The sequence below is a fragment of the Sphingobacterium sp. G1-14 genome (assembly GCF_002196555.1).
Taxonomy (GTDB): Bacteria; Bacteroidota; Bacteroidia; order Sphingobacteriales; family Sphingobacteriaceae; genus Sphingobacterium; species Sphingobacterium siyangense.
The window spans coordinates 1,304,518-1,320,644 of the sequence record NZ_CP021381.1; the positions used below are offsets into that span (position 1 = coordinate 1,304,518).

At 37.5% G+C, this 16,127-nt stretch carries 10 protein-coding genes; 9 read left to right on the forward strand and 1 reads right to left on the reverse strand.

Going from position 1 to position 16,127, the window contains the following annotated elements:
• Positions 1-190 precede the first annotated feature (190 nt).
• From CBM24_RS05530 to CBM24_RS05555, 6 genes are all read left to right on the forward strand, one after another.
• Positions 191-757: a sigma-70 family RNA polymerase sigma factor gene (locus tag CBM24_RS05530; protein WP_088160465.1), complete on the forward strand. Its 567-nt coding sequence runs from the start codon at positions 191-193 to the stop codon at positions 755-757.
• 11 nt (positions 758-768) lie between these two features.
• Positions 769-2,022, forward strand: a complete 1,254-nt coding sequence (locus tag CBM24_RS05535) for a FecR domain-containing protein (RefSeq protein WP_088160466.1) — start codon at positions 769-771, stop codon at positions 2,020-2,022.
• A 465-nt stretch (positions 2,023-2,487) separates the two neighbouring features.
• Positions 2,488-5,625 carry a SusC/RagA family TonB-linked outer membrane protein gene (locus CBM24_RS05540; RefSeq protein WP_088160467.1) on the forward strand — a complete coding sequence of 1,046 codons (3,138 nt, stop codon included), beginning with the start codon at positions 2,488-2,490 and terminating at the stop codon, positions 5,623-5,625.
• A gap of 11 nt (positions 5,626-5,636) precedes the next feature.
• Positions 5,637-7,259 (forward strand): SusD/RagB family nutrient-binding outer membrane lipoprotein, encoded by a 1,623-nt coding sequence (locus tag CBM24_RS05545; protein WP_088160468.1) that lies wholly within the window; start codon positions 5,637-5,639, stop codon positions 7,257-7,259.
• A gap of 12 nt (positions 7,260-7,271) precedes the next feature.
• On the forward strand, positions 7,272-8,132 hold the full coding sequence (locus tag CBM24_RS05550) for a DUF1735 domain-containing protein (protein ID WP_088160469.1): 861 nt from the start codon (positions 7,272-7,274) through the stop codon (positions 8,130-8,132).
• A gap of 66 nt (positions 8,133-8,198) precedes the next feature.
• On the forward strand, positions 8,199-8,891 hold the full coding sequence (locus CBM24_RS05555; protein ID WP_088160470.1) for an energy transducer TonB: 693 nt from the start codon (positions 8,199-8,201) through the stop codon (positions 8,889-8,891).
• 55 nt (positions 8,892-8,946) lie between these two features.
• On the opposite strand, the gene CBM24_RS05560 is transcribed toward CBM24_RS05555, so the two are convergent.
• Entirely contained in the window at positions 8,947-9,306 is a 360-nt protein-coding gene (locus CBM24_RS05560; protein ID WP_088160471.1) for a VOC family protein, read from the reverse strand.
• A gap of 474 nt (positions 9,307-9,780) precedes the next feature.
• Between CBM24_RS05560 and CBM24_RS05565 the strand changes: the two genes are divergently transcribed.
• From CBM24_RS05565 to CBM24_RS05575, 3 genes are all read left to right on the forward strand, one after another.
• Positions 9,781-13,026, forward strand: coding sequence for a SusC/RagA family TonB-linked outer membrane protein (locus CBM24_RS05565; RefSeq protein ID WP_088160472.1), 3,246 nt, complete (start codon positions 9,781-9,783; stop codon positions 13,024-13,026).
• An 11-nt stretch (positions 13,027-13,037) separates the two neighbouring features.
• On the forward strand, positions 13,038-14,573 hold the full coding sequence (locus CBM24_RS05570) for a RagB/SusD family nutrient uptake outer membrane protein (protein WP_088160473.1): 1,536 nt from the start codon (positions 13,038-13,040) through the stop codon (positions 14,571-14,573).
• A 296-nt stretch (positions 14,574-14,869) separates the two neighbouring features.
• Entirely contained in the window at positions 14,870-16,105 is a 1,236-nt protein-coding gene (locus tag CBM24_RS05575; RefSeq protein WP_075991338.1) for a porin, read from the forward strand.
• The last annotated feature ends 22 nt before the right edge of the window (positions 16,106-16,127 follow it).

The following is a 16,127-nucleotide window of genomic DNA, read 5'->3' on the forward strand; positions in this document are numbered from 1 at the left end:
TTTTTCTTGGTTTGTTATATAGCTTTTATTATCTTTGTTTTATTACTGATTTAAAATCTAATCTTCTAATTCTTCTATATACTACTAGCAATAAAGGCTAGTTCGTACCTGCTAATACGCTGTATTTTTTATAAGTATCTGATTTTTAAGTTTATAATTTCATCAATATGATATTAGAGAGGATAGACGAATGGCAAAAGAAACAAATACGTACGATCGTTACTTTTTTCAATTATTAGACTCACAGCCTAATGCGGCGCTTGAGCAGATTTTTGCGCATTATGGCGGGAGTCTGGAAAAGTATATCCGTCGTTTTATTTATGATGATGACGATCTGGTCAAAGATGTATTAAATGAGACATTAATCGTAATCTGGGAAAAAAGGCAATTGGTCGCGAAGCTAGAAGCACCTGTATATTGGATGCAGCGCGTAGCGAAAAATAAAGCTCTTTATTACATTAGAGATGAGGCAAAATACAATAAGATTTCGCTCGATAACGGTCTGGATATGGCTAGTGGTCAATGCGCAGACGATAGATTTGCCTATAACGAACTTGAGATGCTGATCTTGGAGGCTTGTGAGGAATTACCTCCCCAGGATCGGGAGCTTGTCATTAAATCGAAGTTTGAGGGTAGGAGTAACAAGGAATTAATGGCAACCTATGGAATGGCAGAACAGACGGTGAAAAATAAATTGTCTAGGGCACTGAAGGTGATCCGAAAAAAGTTGAAAGATCTTATGGGCTTATTTGTTTAATACAAGGTGAAATGATTTACAACAGAACATATGTAAAAGAACTGATCAGGAAGCGTATGGACGCGAGTATCAGTTTTACAGAATCCGATCAATTAGAAGCAGCCGAGAAAATTTTTAGTGAAGAGGAATTTGATGAAATGATTGCCGAGGTGATCGAAGAAATGTCTACTAATCGGTCAAACGAACTGTCCATCGAGTGGCGGCCTGATTTTGAAAAGATCCGGGCTGCGGGAGATCGGTTAGCTAGGAAAAAGAAACGGCAATTATGGTGGGGATGTGCTGCAGCAGCAGTTTTATTTCTTTTGCTACCGGCTGTAATTGTCATCTTAAAACACAGGAATTATAGGACTGAAATCGGTCTGGAATGTGCTAGTATGTCGTCTGGTGTGGAGCTACCATTGTCTGAATCTGCAGGTACAATAATGCTTGCTGATTCATCTATCATTCGATTGGATACGAATGCAACCGGAGTATTGCTTGATTTAAACGGTATTTCGCTCGCCAAGACCGCCGAGGGGGTATTGAAATTTGATAAATCATCCAGCGGGCGGGAGGTAAATACAAAAGATACGGCTATCGTGATCAGAACAGCTGCTCGTCAGCAATGTGTTATAGAATTCTCTTATGGTATGCGGGTCCGGCTAAATGCCCAATCAACTCTTCGTTATCCGTTGACGCAAGGAGATAGTACACATCTGTTTATCGAGGGCGAGGCGCTTATAGATATACCTAGTCAACTATTTGGGAGCGTGATGGTAATACAAACTAGCAATGGAAAAATTTCGAGTGATTACGGAAGATTTGAATTAGCATCTTATGCCCAGTTTACGCGGGCAACGGTATCACATGGAGAGGTGCTTGTCTCTGATAGCAGATCAAACAAAAGACAGGTGCTTCAATGTTTGGATGAAGCTGTGGTTATCAAATCCTATTTACCGAAGGGTGAAAAAGTACGACAGGATAGTCTATTTTATTTAAAGAATGGGGATTTCGAACAAGCTTCACAATGGGCGAATGCTGTACGTGAATACAAAGATGTCCCACTGACAGAATTTGTCTGGCAGATGAGCCGTTGGCATGGATTTACAGTAAAAAATATGAAATGTATACCGAACAAGTTGATAAGTACGACTGTCTGCTATAGGACCAATCGGGAAAAGGTCTATGCCGTAATACGCGACGCTGGGGTGTTGATGTATGAGAAAAAAGGGTTGATAAGTTTTTGCCCTGAAGATCATAAGGAAAGTCGTACGGCGATGAAATGAAAATTTCCTTATCTATAAGTCTGAAGCGAACAGATGAATAGAGCGTTTGAGATCATTCATTTAAAGGTCGGATTTACCGCCAGTGGAAAATATACTATTATAAATAAATAGAATTTGATGAAAGATAAGTGAATGGATAACATGGTTCGAGGGGAAATACAAATAAATATGTTTGTTTAAACAATGTTACTTTAATTAATATTGCATCAAAAATAATAACCTGTTTATCAGATGTTTGTGATTTATTGTGAAATAAATGTTATCACAAAGTTATGCTTGCATTGCAAAAGTTAAAAAAAGTTATAAATTTGTATTTAACATTTTTTAACAGCTGACATTGTTGACTTAAAAGATGTATGACTAACTAACATCGCATATAATAATTATTGAGAAGTAAAAAATTCGCTAGCCAAGGTGCTGTATTGCCAAGAATTTAAATAAACATACTTAATTAAACATAAACATATGAAACACAAACTACTCAGTTTTTTATTGGGTGGTGCTATCCTCACTTCGGTAGCATTCGCCCAAGAAAAGAAGGTTAGTGGACGAGTGACAGGTACAAATGGCGAGGGGTTGCCAGGCGTTACTATTGTTATTCAAGGTACTAACCAAGCCACACAAACCGATGCAAACGGTAACTATTCCATTAATGTTCCTACTGGAAAAATTTTAGTCTTTCGTTCTGTAGGCTATTCAGACAAAACAATTACAGTTGCACAAGGTTCCAGTTTGTATAATATACAACTTAGTGGAAATGAATCTGTTCTTGATGAAGTCGTTGTGACTGGTGCGGGGTTAACTGCTAGTCGTCGTTCAATTGGAGCTGCACAGACCACAATTAAAGCGGAGGATTTACAACAGGCTAAGCCAACCAATATCGTGACAGGTTTAACTGGTAAAGTCGCAGGTCTTACTGTACAAGGTGTAGGATCGGGTGTGAACCCTAATTACCGTGTCATGTTAAGGGGGATGCGTTCGTTAACTGGTAATAACCAAGCATTGATTGTTATTGACAACGTAATTTCTCCATCTTCTATGCTGGGGAATTTAAACCCAGACGATGTTGAAGATATTACAGTTCTAAACGGATCTTCCGCGGCTGCCTTATATGGTTCGCAAGCTTCTAACGGTGCTTTGATTATTAAAACGAAAAGAGGTGCTGCTAGTAATGGATTAGAGGTAACTATCGATAATACGACTACATTTGAGAATGTTAACTTTTTGCCTGAAGTTCAAAAACGTTTTGGTTCAGGCTATTCGGCGCATGATATCTTTTATGTACCCTACGAAAACCAACAATATGGACCTGCTTTTGATGGCTCTATAGTGCAAATTGGTGATCCTCTAGAGGATGGATCAACACAAACAGGACCTTATTCGTGGAATGGTGGAAAGGATAAATTTTGGGAAACAGGAGTGACAAACATGACAAATTTGGCCGTGGCATCCAAACATGAGAATAGCTCTTTCCGTTTTTCAGGGCAATATTTAAAATCGACAGGTACCGTTCCTTTTGATAAATATAATAGAGCATCTGCTCGTGTAAACGGAAGTCGAAAATTAAATGATATTCTCAATATTAATTATACTTCATATTACGCTCAAAATAGATACGATCAAACATCTGCAAACGCAAATATTTATGATGCGGTTTTGCAATCTCCGGGTCAGGTGCCGTTAACAAGCTATAAAGATTGGCAAAATAATCCTTTTGCAAATCCAAATGGTTATTATAACGCTTACTATAATAACCCTTATTTTATTGCCGCAAATAATCGCCAAAAAATTAGGAATGATTATTTCATGGGTAATGTGGAATTGAATTTTAAACCTTTGTCTTGGTTAGACTTTATGGGACGTGTGGGTATGACCACTTCTAATCAATCCTATAAATATACGACTGGTAAATTCACCTTTACACCTTATGCTGCTGGTTTGCATGGTGCATATAAAGGAACTAATATTACTGGTAGCGTCTCTGATGCTGCAAGTTATGCTACAAGTATAGTGTCTGATTTTAATGCACATGCGACACATACAAACGGAGATTTCAAATTCGACTATACGGCGTTATTTCAATATGTTCAGAATCAATCTTCGAATTTGTCAGCTACAGTTAATGGTTTGGTTGTCGATGGTATTTACAATCAGGGAAATAGTTTGAATCCTCCATCTACAGGCCAAGCGGATTATCTAGCGAGAACTTTTGGTCTAGCTGGTAAAATTGATGTAGCCTACAAAAATTATTTATTTTTGACATTAACGGGACGTAATGATTGGGTTTCAATTTTAGATCCAGACAATCGTTCATTCTTCTATCCAGGGGCAACTGTTTCATTTGTTGCAACTGATGCAATTGAAGCATTAAAAGATTTTCAACCATTGAACTTTTTGAAGCTAAGAGGGAGTTTATCTAAAGTAGGTCAAGTCAACGTTGGTAGCTCATCCAACTTTGGAGCCTATGCAACGGTACCTACTTTTGGCCAAGGTTCCGGATATCCATATAATGGAATTGGCGGTCATACAGTTGGTAATCAGATAGTTCAGCCTGGATTAAAGCCGGAAATGACGCGATCTATTGAATTTGGTTTTGAATCTGCATGGTGGAATAATAGGGTATCTGCAGATGTTACATATTTTAATAATAAAACAACAGACAATACAGTTCCAACAGATATTTCTTGGGCATCTGGTTATAATAAATATTTACTGAATGCAGGAACAACCACAGGTAAAGGTATCGAATCGAGACTAAGCGTATCACCAATCCGTACGGCAGATTGGGACTTGACTTTAGGCGGAAATTTTACTTATATTCAGAATAAGGTTGTCGAAATTGCAGAAGGTTTAGACCAGTTGGCTTTGGCTACGTACACAGGTGGTACAGGATCTTACGCAGTAAAAGGCGAAGCTTTCCCTGTAATCATGGGTTCTACTTATAATAGAGATCCTGAAGGACGTATTATTGTGGATCGTATTACAGGATATCCAACTACAGATGGTACATTGAAGGTGCTGGGAGCAGCGCTTCCAACGCATACACTAGGTTTAAACTTGTCATTATCTTATAAAGATCTAACATTTTACACAAGTGCTGAGTATCGTACAGGTAACTATATCTTTAATAATGGAGCAGATTTGTTTGATTTCTCCGGATCAGGAATAAATACCGTTGCTTACGATCGTGAACGATTTGTTATTCCAAATTCATCTTATTGGGATGAAGCAACAAATTCTTATGTAAAAAATACAAACATTACTGTTTATGATGGTGGAGCTGATTATTGGACAATGGCTACTGGACGACGAAATATTGACGAAACCTATGTGACTTCAGCAGCATTCTGGAAAATCCGTGAAATGTCATTGTCTTATAATTTACCGAAATCTTTTCTTGCCGGTCAAAATGTGATTAAGAAGGCTCGAGTGAGTGTACAAGGTCGTAACTTGTTTCTATGGACACCTGCTACAAATGTTTATACCGATCCAGAATATTCTGATGGAAACGGATCATCCAATGGAAATGCGCTTGGTTTGACAGGTTTAAGTCAAACACCGCCGTCTCGTTACGTTGGTTTTTCTGTTAGTTTAACTTTTTAATATCGAATCTCATGAACAATAAAATAAAATATTTATCCATAGCAATGTCTACTTTATTGGTAGCTTCTTCCTGTAAAAAGGCTTTGGATATCAATGATAATCCAAATTCACCGACTCAGTCGACCCCAGAGCTTGTTTTGCCTCAAGCTATGGTTGCAACAGCGCTTTCTGTTCCAACATATAATACCTATGGCGGACGATTAGTAGGTTATTATGCTACATCGGGCGGGGTCTCTGGTTGGGGTGATATGATTACCTACGATTTTTCAACCGGGTTTATGACTGGCTTGTGGAGTACTCCATATAATACATTGACTGATCTTCAGTATGTTGTAGAAAAAGCAGGCGAAGGGAAAGCCCTTTTTGTACAAGCTGCAGAGGTCATGAAAGTGTATAATTATGCGAATCTTGTGGATACCTATAATGATGTTCCTTATTCAGATGCGTTAAAGGGCGCTGCTTCGCTAACTCCTAAATACGACAAGGCAGCTGATATCTATGTCGATCTTGCTAAAAAATTGGATGCAGCAGTGGCTTTCTTTAAATCGGCTACTGCTAGTGATGATTTTAAAACTGCAGATGTTATATTCAAAGGTAATACGACCTCGTGGGCTAAATTTGCTAATACATTGAAATTGAGGTTGGTGTTAAGAGCTGGTAGTAAAGCTACATTTGCTAATAAGACAATAGATAATATTGGCGTTATTGAAAGCGATGTAATTGTACAACCTGTATTTACCAAAATTGCGGGTAAGCAAAATCCGATGTGGAATACTTGGGCTTATGGCGCTGATAATGCCGCTGTGGGAACATGGGGAACCCAATTTATTCCTACCAATTATATAATGGCTTTCTACGATGGTTTTAAAATATCTGACTCGGAACGTGCATCATTAGTCTTCGCAAATGGAATATCAACCAATAAAAATCAACTTGGAAATGTTGATAATCCTCCAACTGGAGTTGCGCCATCTGCCTGGGTCATGCGTCCAGTCTCGGGTACGATAAGCGGTACAAATTATAGAGGGTTAGGCGTTATCAAAGGTCCTGCTGCTGGTCAACCATTGATGTTAGCTGCAGAAAGTCAATTTTTGGCTGCTGAAGCTGCATTAGACGGACTTATTTCTGGTGGAGATGAAGCATCCCGAACTTATTTTAGAAAGGGAATAATGGCATCTTATAACTACTTATACATGAATGAAGGTGATGCGCCTACTAAAAGTGCAGCTGATGCTCAAGCTTATTTAACGAAATATGAAACTGATAATAATGATACTTATTTAGTGAAATTTGTAGATTATTTAGATCAGTCTAACCCTAATAAACCTGAAAGAAAAGAGACTGGGAAAGAACAAAAACGCGAAGCTATCATAACACAAAAGTATATTGCTTTGAATTTTCTATTTGGCCATGAGGCATGGAATGAATTTCGTCGCAGTGGATATCCAAAGAATGTTGGTTTAAACACTACTGCGAATGCTAGAACGACGTTTGTTTCAATAGCGTCACGTGCAACCTCGGAAGACAAATTACCAACTAGAATATTATATCCAAATACTGAATTTAGTTATAATGCAGCAAATGTTCCTGCAGATATAAATAAGTATTCTTCTAAAATATTTTGGGCTAAATAAATTTAGATTAACATGAAAAAAATAATAAAATATATTTTCTTAGCGTTAGCTTCTCCATTAGTGCTAACGTCTTGTTTAAAGGATAAAGACTTAATAGGACCGGATGCTGATGGTGCTGTTGCGAATATTATAGAGTTTGGGGATGTATCTGTCCCAATATCTAATGAATCAAGTTCTATACCTTTATACTCTTTAGCATTTAATATTGCTCCTACTGGAGTAGTAAATTTGAAATTGAAATGTGTTGGAGCTAAAACAGCAGAAAGTGATATTAAAGTAACAATAGCTGTTGACAACTCATTGCTAGAAAAATATAATGACGAAAATGAAACCGAATATGAGGCGATGCCTGCTTCACAATATAGTTTAAGTACAACTGAAGCGGTAATAAAAAAGGGTGAAAGAGAAGTTGCGGTCCCAATTAATTTGAAACCGGATCAGTTTACTTTTGATGCTGATTATGCTGTTGGTTTAGCTATAAAGACAGTGTCTTCTGGAGAGATTTCGGGAAATTTTGGCAAGATTATATTGAATTTAGGAGCTAAAAACTTCTTTGACGGTGTTTACAAATATACGACATCTGCGAATACGGCTTTGGTACCTAATGCAAATAAAACGGTTAAGTTAGTAACTATCGGAAGTAATAAATGTATGTTGGACCCTGGCTTGTTAGGTACTTATTCAAATCAAGTAAACTATACAATTGATCAGGCTACTAATAAAATTACTGTGGAAATGTTTTCGCTTCTGCCAATAGCGACTAAGTCCACCAGTGTTTATGATCCAGCAACGAAGACATTGACGGTTAACTGGACGTCAAATGGTGGAGCCAGAACGTTTGAAGAAAAGTTTGTTTACACTGGATCAAGATAGATTTAGAAAGGGGGAAGTGTCGAATTTCCCCTTTTAAATAATGTGAATTTTCTGAAACAATAAGATATGAAACCACTAATTTTTAGCTTAATCGGAATGCTTAGTTGCGTATTCTCCTTTGGACAGGAAAATGCAGCCCTACCAAAAATAGGATATGACAGTTTTGTCAAACAGGTCAATCGTTCTTTCAAATTAACGGATAGTGAGATCTCTAAAGATATTTCAGGGGAAATCATATTGGACATCCGTGTAAATGAATTTGGAAAAATTGATTCAGCTGATATCGCGAAGGATATTGAAAAAGGGATGGGGATACGTTTGTTGAAGGCTGTTAAAATGTCTGGGGATTGGGAACCTGCTACGAAAAATGGAAAACCGATTGCTTCTTGGGTACGTTTTCCTTACAAAGTGTTGAGCTTTAAAGAGTCTGCAAATTCAGCTGCAATAGTAAAAGCAGAACCAATTGAAGGCATGTCTACTTTCATTGAAAAATTCTATAAAAATTTCCAATATCCACCTGAAGCACTGAAAGCAGGTTTGTCTGGTGACTATGAGTTAAATTTTATTGTGAAAGAAGATGGGAAAATTACTGGTGTTAAATTAAAAGATGATCCTGGTTATGGCGTATTAACGAGTGCGCAACGCGCCCTTAACAGAGCAGGTAAGTGGAAGCCGGCAACCCAAAACGGGGAGGCTGTAAAGTCTTCTGTTGTTGTTCCATTCAAATTGAATTTGAAAGAATTCAGAACACATATCTAGTTAGATCAAAAAGGAATTTTTATGTAATATAGAGGTAGCAAGTATTTTGCTGCCTCTATATTTTTTCACCAAACTGAAGCACATATCCATTATTATCATAAATAGCAAACTCGCGCATTCCCCATTCGAAAGTTGCTATTTCATAACATATTTTGACATTATCTTTCAAACTTTCCCATAAATTATCAACATCCGCTATGTTAAAATAAAGGGACCCGGTAAATTGTGCTGTTTCAAAAGCAATGCTTTCGCCAGGATGCGAAAACATGATTTCGATGGTTCCACTTCGCAGTAGAGCCCAGTTCAATGCTTCGTTTTTTTCAACACATGTAAACCCGAGTTTTTCAGCATAGAACTGAATAGTTTGATCTAAGCTTTTTGTATATAATATTGGATTTAAGCTTTTGTAGTTCATCTTTTTTTTGCCTTTTATTGGTTCGAACTATTGTTTTGTCTTTTTGATAGCAGTTACATGTGTTTTTTTATTATTATCGATTGTAAGGGTAGTTTTATGATGAAAAATACAAAATATTACAGTATTTATTGTTACTTCATAAAAAAAAATAGCTACTTTTTTAGATTAAGGTGTGTTGTTTGTGTAATTGTTTGGTATTTAGTGTTTTTGTGTGTTATTTTTTTGTGTGAAATACTATGATTTATATCGTTTGTTTTCCAGTTTTTTAATTCTATTTATAACTTCTTGTTGCATCTTTAAAAGATTGTTTTATCTTTGCTTTTAACAAAACCTTAACATTTCATGTTTGGTTTTGTACACTAACTGTATTAGCCTGTTGGGCTCATCACTTTTGAAAAACATATATTAAAAGTTTCTTCGGTGCTTTTATCGTATTTAGTTAGATAAACTACTTATTTAAACAAACATAAACATATGAAACACAAACTACTCAGTTTTTTCGTGGGGAGTATGATCCTGTCGTCTGTTGCTTTTGCGCAAGAGAAGAAAGTAAGCGGTCGTGTAACTGGCGCTGACGGGAAACCGTTGGTAGGAGTTACAATTGCTGTTCAAGGATCAAACATTGCTACTCAAACAGATGCAAATGGAAAATATTCTTTATCAGTTCCTGTTGGTAAAGTAATGGTTTTCAGGTATGTCGGTCATTCTGATAAGACTATAATCGTTAAAGATGGACAGTCATTATTCAACGTGTCACTAGAGGATCAGAATACAGCATTAGATGAGGTTGTCGTAGTCGCTTATGGTACTGCCAAAAAAGAATCTGTGACTGGATCCGTAACCTCCGTCTCTGCTAAAGATATCGAAAAGAGACCAGTTACCAATGCATTTGCAGCTTTAGAGGGATCTGCTGCTGGTATTCAACTGAACAATACTTCTGGTATGCCAGGTGCAGAACCTAGTATACGGATACGTGGATTTTCATCATTGAATGGATCTAACAACCCGCTGTATGTCGTGGACGGTGTACCTTTTGGTGGTAATATTTCCGATATCAACCCCAATGATGTGGAAAGTATTTCAGTGTTAAAAGATGCTTCATCATCTGCACTTTATGGAAGTCGGGCTAGTAATGGGGTTATTATTATTACCACCAAGAAGGGTAAGGCTGGCCGTTCTCAGGTTAATATCTCAACAGACCAAGGTTTCTACTCGAGAGGTATTGCCGAATACGATCGCGTGAATGATAGACAATTTATGGAAGCCATGTGGCAGGGATATAGAAATAGTTTACTAACTAACAATTCGGCATCCTATCCAACAGTTCAATCTGCAAATAATGAAGCAACCAAATCTTTGGTGAGCAATTATTTGAAATTAAACATCTATGATAAAGCTGATGATAAATTATTTGATTCCAATGGAAAGCTTGTCTCTGATGCCCAGATAAAAAGTGGATATGCAGACGACTTGGATTGGTTTAAAGAAGTAGATCGCGTTGGACATCGTCAAAATTATAACATTGATGGAACTACCGCTACAGATAAAGCAAAGGTTTTTTATTCGACAGGATACCTGGACGAGAAAGGATACATTAAAAATTCGGGTTTAAAAAGATTTACTGGACGATTAAATGCCGAACTTCAAGCTAAAGATTGGTTCAAGTATGGCTTTAACTTAGCAGGTTCACATCAGATCTCAAATCAAATTAGCGGTTCTACTGACGATGCAAGTTCATTTGTTAATCCGTATAACTATGCAAGATCGATAGCACCAATCTATCCAATTCATTTGCATAACGCAGACGGATCTTATGCATTGGACGAGGCCGGAAAAATACAGTATGATAACGGTGAATCTACAAGATTGCAATATGTAGGAAGACATACCATTTGGGAAAATGAATTAAACAGAGACCAAACGATTCGTAATACAGTAAATGGTAGAGGCTTTCTTGAATTCAAGTTTCTGAAAGATTTTACATTGACTTTAAACGGTGATTTAAATCTTCGCAATTCAGAACGTCGTACGTATAATAACGCAATAATAGGGGATGGTGCAGGTCAGGGTAGAGCGGCTAGGAATATTTATCGCTACAAAAACTATACAGTTCAACAATTATTGACTTGGAACAAAGATTTTGGTTTACACCATCTGGATATATTGGCAGGACATGAGAATTATTCTGACAACTGGAGTTATCTATATGGCTATAAAACAGATGAAATTTTTGAAGGCCAAACGGATATGGTTAATTTTACCAAAATCACGTCGCTTTATGACTATCAAGAAGATTATCGTGTAGAAAGTTTCTTGTCTCGCGCTCGTTATAATTACGCGGGTAAATATTTTGCGGAAGCATCTTTTAGAAGAGATGGCTCATCTCGATTCAGCCCAGACAATCGTTGGGGTAACTTTTGGTCATTAGGCGGTAGCTGGAGCGTATCTAAAGAGGATTTCTTTAAAGATATGCTGAATACTGTTAATGATTTGAAGGTTCGAGCATCTTACGGTGAAGTAGGTAATGATGAAAGTGCAAGTAAGTATTCTTATTTATCCTTATATGAGTTAAGCCAGAATGCGAATGCAGGTGCGGTATTTAAAAACCAAAACCCTTCACCTGACTTAATTTGGGAAACCTCTAGTTCGTTCTCTGCGGCAGTAGAAGCCCGGTTATTTAAACGAGCAAATTTAAGCTTTGAATACTTTAACAAGCAGTCTCAAAACTTGATTTTTGATTTTAATCTTCCATTGTCTGCTGGAGCAACATCATCTTCGAGTGCAGTTTCAACAGTAACAAGGAATATTGGTTCAATGTCAAATAGGGGCTTCGAGTTAACTTTTGATGTAGACGTGTTAAAGGGTGATGGATGGAGATGGAATGTTGGTGCGAATGCAACTTGGTTGACGAATAAAATATTATCACTACCTGAAGAAAATAGGGAGAACGGAATTGTAACTGGTAATTTCAAATGGGTTGAAGGTGGAAGCCGTTATGACTTCTGGTTGTTTAAGTATGCGGGTGTAGATCAGATGACTGGTCGTTCACTTTACCTGGCAGATACAGAGCGTTTTAATGTGAATGGTTCTGCACCAGGAAAAGCGGAGATCCCTACAGCGGAACTTGTTGAAATTAATGGAAAATACTATGTAACTAATGCTTCTAGCTATGGTCTAAGGGGCTGGTCTGGATCGGTTATTCCTAAAATGAATGGAAGTTTCAATACCAGCTTTGAGTATAAAAACTTCAGCTTCTCAGCGTTATTCACTTACGCTATCGGTGGTAAAATATACGATTCTTCCTATGCTAGTTTAATGGCCATGTCCGGTACGCCAAGTGCGCTGCACACGGATATCATGAAATCGTGGAACGGTATTCCAGATGGAATGACAGCCTCCTCGGCGGATAGGTTGGATGTAAATGGTATCCCTTCTATCAACTTTTCTCAAAGTAGTATGAATAATTATGCTACTAGTGATCGTTTCTTAACTGATGGATCATATTTGGTTATCAAGAATATTGCGGTAGGTTATAGTTTGCCAAAAACATTGATTAGTAAAATAGATTTGTCTTCCGTGAGAGTTGTTGCTGGAATTGAAAACTTGTCTACAATGACAAAACGTAAAGGAATGAACCCGCAACAGCAATGGAATGGTACCAGCACAAATGCTTGGGTTACTCCACGTACAATTTCTTTTGGTGTAAAAATTGGATTATAAGAAATCAAACAATGAAAAATAATAAATATATAAAAGTATTGTTAGCAGGAATGATTCTTGTTTCTTCTTGCAAAAAAGACTATCTAAATACAAGTCCTACAGATTCCGTTGAGCTTTCTAAAGTATTTGAGACGACAAAAAATGCTGAAGTAGCCGTTAACGGTTTGGCAAAAATGATGACCCAACAGTATTTAGGTAGCCAAGGCTTTAATGGAGAGGGGACAATCAAAATGTACTATGGGAACTATCCTGGAAACAATTTTTTTGTCAACTTAAGTGGCTGGGCAGACATTATTAATGCAAATTATAATCAAAACTTAACAAGTATTTACCTGTATTATCCTTGGTTTTATTACTACAAGATCATTGGTAACGCAAATCAAATTGTCGAAAATATTGATGCTGCGGATGGAAACTTAGCCGACAAACAATTTATAAAAGCGCAAGCATTGACTTACCGTGCTTACAGTTACATGATGTTAGCTCAGATCTATGGCAATAGATGGAGTGATTCCAATAATGGGCAGACAAATGGATTGGTTTTAAGAAAAGATGTGTCAACAGGAGACATGCCTTTATCTACCTTGGGCCAGACTTATGATTTGATCTATGCGGATTTGAATGATGCTATTTCATTATATGAATCTTCAAAAATTAATCGTAATCCAAATGCCAATTATCAAGTGAATAAAGATGTTGCTTATGCGGTTTATGCTCGAGCTGCTTTGAACAAGCAGGATTATGTCAATGCTGAGAAATATGCAATTCTAGCGCGTGCTAATTATAAATTGATGAACAATGCGGAGTATAAAAGTGGCTTTGCAAATCCAAATGGAGAATGGATTTGGAGTAGCTACGGTGCGTCTGATGAAACATTATACTTCTATTCATTTCAATCGTATATTGCATATAATTCATCGGCAAGTGCTGTTAGAACAGCGCCAAAATGTATCAGTAGAGAATTGTTCGATAAAATTCCTTCAACAGATATTAGAAGAGATCTTTTCTTAGATCCGAAAGGCGAAGCGTATACAACAGCTACAGGATTGGCCGGAGCGACGATGAAGGCTAGGGCATTTGCTTTATATCCTGAATTACAGGCTAACGCTGTGCCATACGCTTACATGAATTTTAAGTTTAAAGCGAATGATCTACCAGGTGTTGGAAACTTAAATCACTTTAGGGCTTCCGAGATGTACCTCATTGAAGCTGAAGCGAAATTTTTCCAAAATAAAGCAGCAAGCGAAGTTCAAGGTGTGCTTAACACATTAAACGCTACTTCAGGAAGGAATGTGAATTATGTTTGTACAAAAACAGGGACAGATCTACTTAATGAAATTAAACTTTATCGCGCAGTTGAACTATGGGGCGAAGGATTCGATTGGTTTGATATGAAACGTTGGGGAGATACTATTGTGAGAAGAAATAACGCAAACGGGGGTAATTTCCTTACATCTTTAGCTGTTACAATTAATCCACAAGATAAAAATAAGTGGACTTGGTCTATCCCTCTTCGCGAAAGCGATTATAATAAGGGATTGGAATAATTCAACGTATAAATCAATAGGATTAAAAGGCCGGTACAATTTGTATCGGCCTTTTTATTTTAAGGATACCTCTACATTGCGAGAGTCACCATTGTATTGACCTATCTCTTACGAGATATATTACTAAATCGTTAATTTTATGTATATAAATTAATAGACTAACAATTTATTAATATTAACTTAATATTGAGAATCTATTTTTACGCCGTTGAAAGATGGTGGAATAGAAGATGGAAAAATGATTCTACTCGTATCATATCATCACAAGCGAAAAAGATAATTTATTTAAAATTCTCATGAAAAAAGCACTTTTACTCTTAGCCCTGATAGGTCCTGTCGTAGCGCTTGCGCAAAATAATAATGCGCCCTCCAGCTATGATCCACATGATATCAAGATTACTGGGTACCTTCAGACACAGTTTCAGAAAGCGCAATCTCCCGGAATTACTTCCTTTTCGGGTGGTGATTTTTCAAAGAATTCGGATAACAGATTTATGATCCGCAGAGGGCGTCTTAAAATTGACCGCGTGGATACGTACTCCAGTATTGTGTTTCAATTGGATGCTACTCAAGACGGTGTACAACTGATGGACGCTTTTATTCAATTGCGTCACCCAAGTCAAAAAGGCCTAAGTTTAACGGCGGGTCTTTTCAATAGACCTTTTGGATACTCTATTGTGTACTCATCCGGCTATCGTGATTTTCCGGAACGCGCACGTGTATTTCAGACTCTGATGCCACGCGAACGTGATCTTGGAGGGATGGTAAGCTATCACCCTGGCGGTAAAGCTAAATTCTTAAACTTAGATTTAGCCTTGGTTAATGGTAGTGGCCATTCGGCTAAAGATTATGATTCCAAAAAAGATCTGATCGGTAATCTTGCTTTTAAATTTGATAGCCTAGCGGATAAAAAACTTCATTTGGGATTTGGTGGCTCATTCTATAAAGGTTCGGTTCGTAATGATACGAAAACTTATTATACGCCCAACAGCAATGGTTATACAGCACATACCAGCGACGAGAATGAAGGCAGGGCGATCGGTCGGAATTATTATGGCGCCAATTTACAGTTGGAATTTGATAGTAGCTTGGGAAAGTCCAGCTTTAAAACAGAATATGTTGCTGGTGATCAGCCAGGGGTAGCGGGTGGTGCCGATATCAAAGGACCTTACGCAAGCAGAAGTTTTACGACCCAACCGACAACAGACCTTTATCAGCGGAAATTTAACGGATATTACCTTTGGTTTACGCAAGAGATTGCTAAGACCGGTATAACTGCGCTATTAGCGTATGACGTCTATGATCCAAATACTAAAGCAAGTGGCATGACAATCGGCATGCCCGATAATTTTACGGCCGACGGAGATGTTAAGTTTAGTACGCTGGGCTATGGTCTTGCTTATCAGATTAACAATAGGATAAAATTGACCGTATATAATGAGCATGTAACAAACGAAACCACAAGTTTACCAAACTTTTCTGCTGATTTGAAAGATAATGTCTTCACAACAAGACTGCTTTATCGTTGGTAAGTTGGTTCGGGGCTAAGGTTTT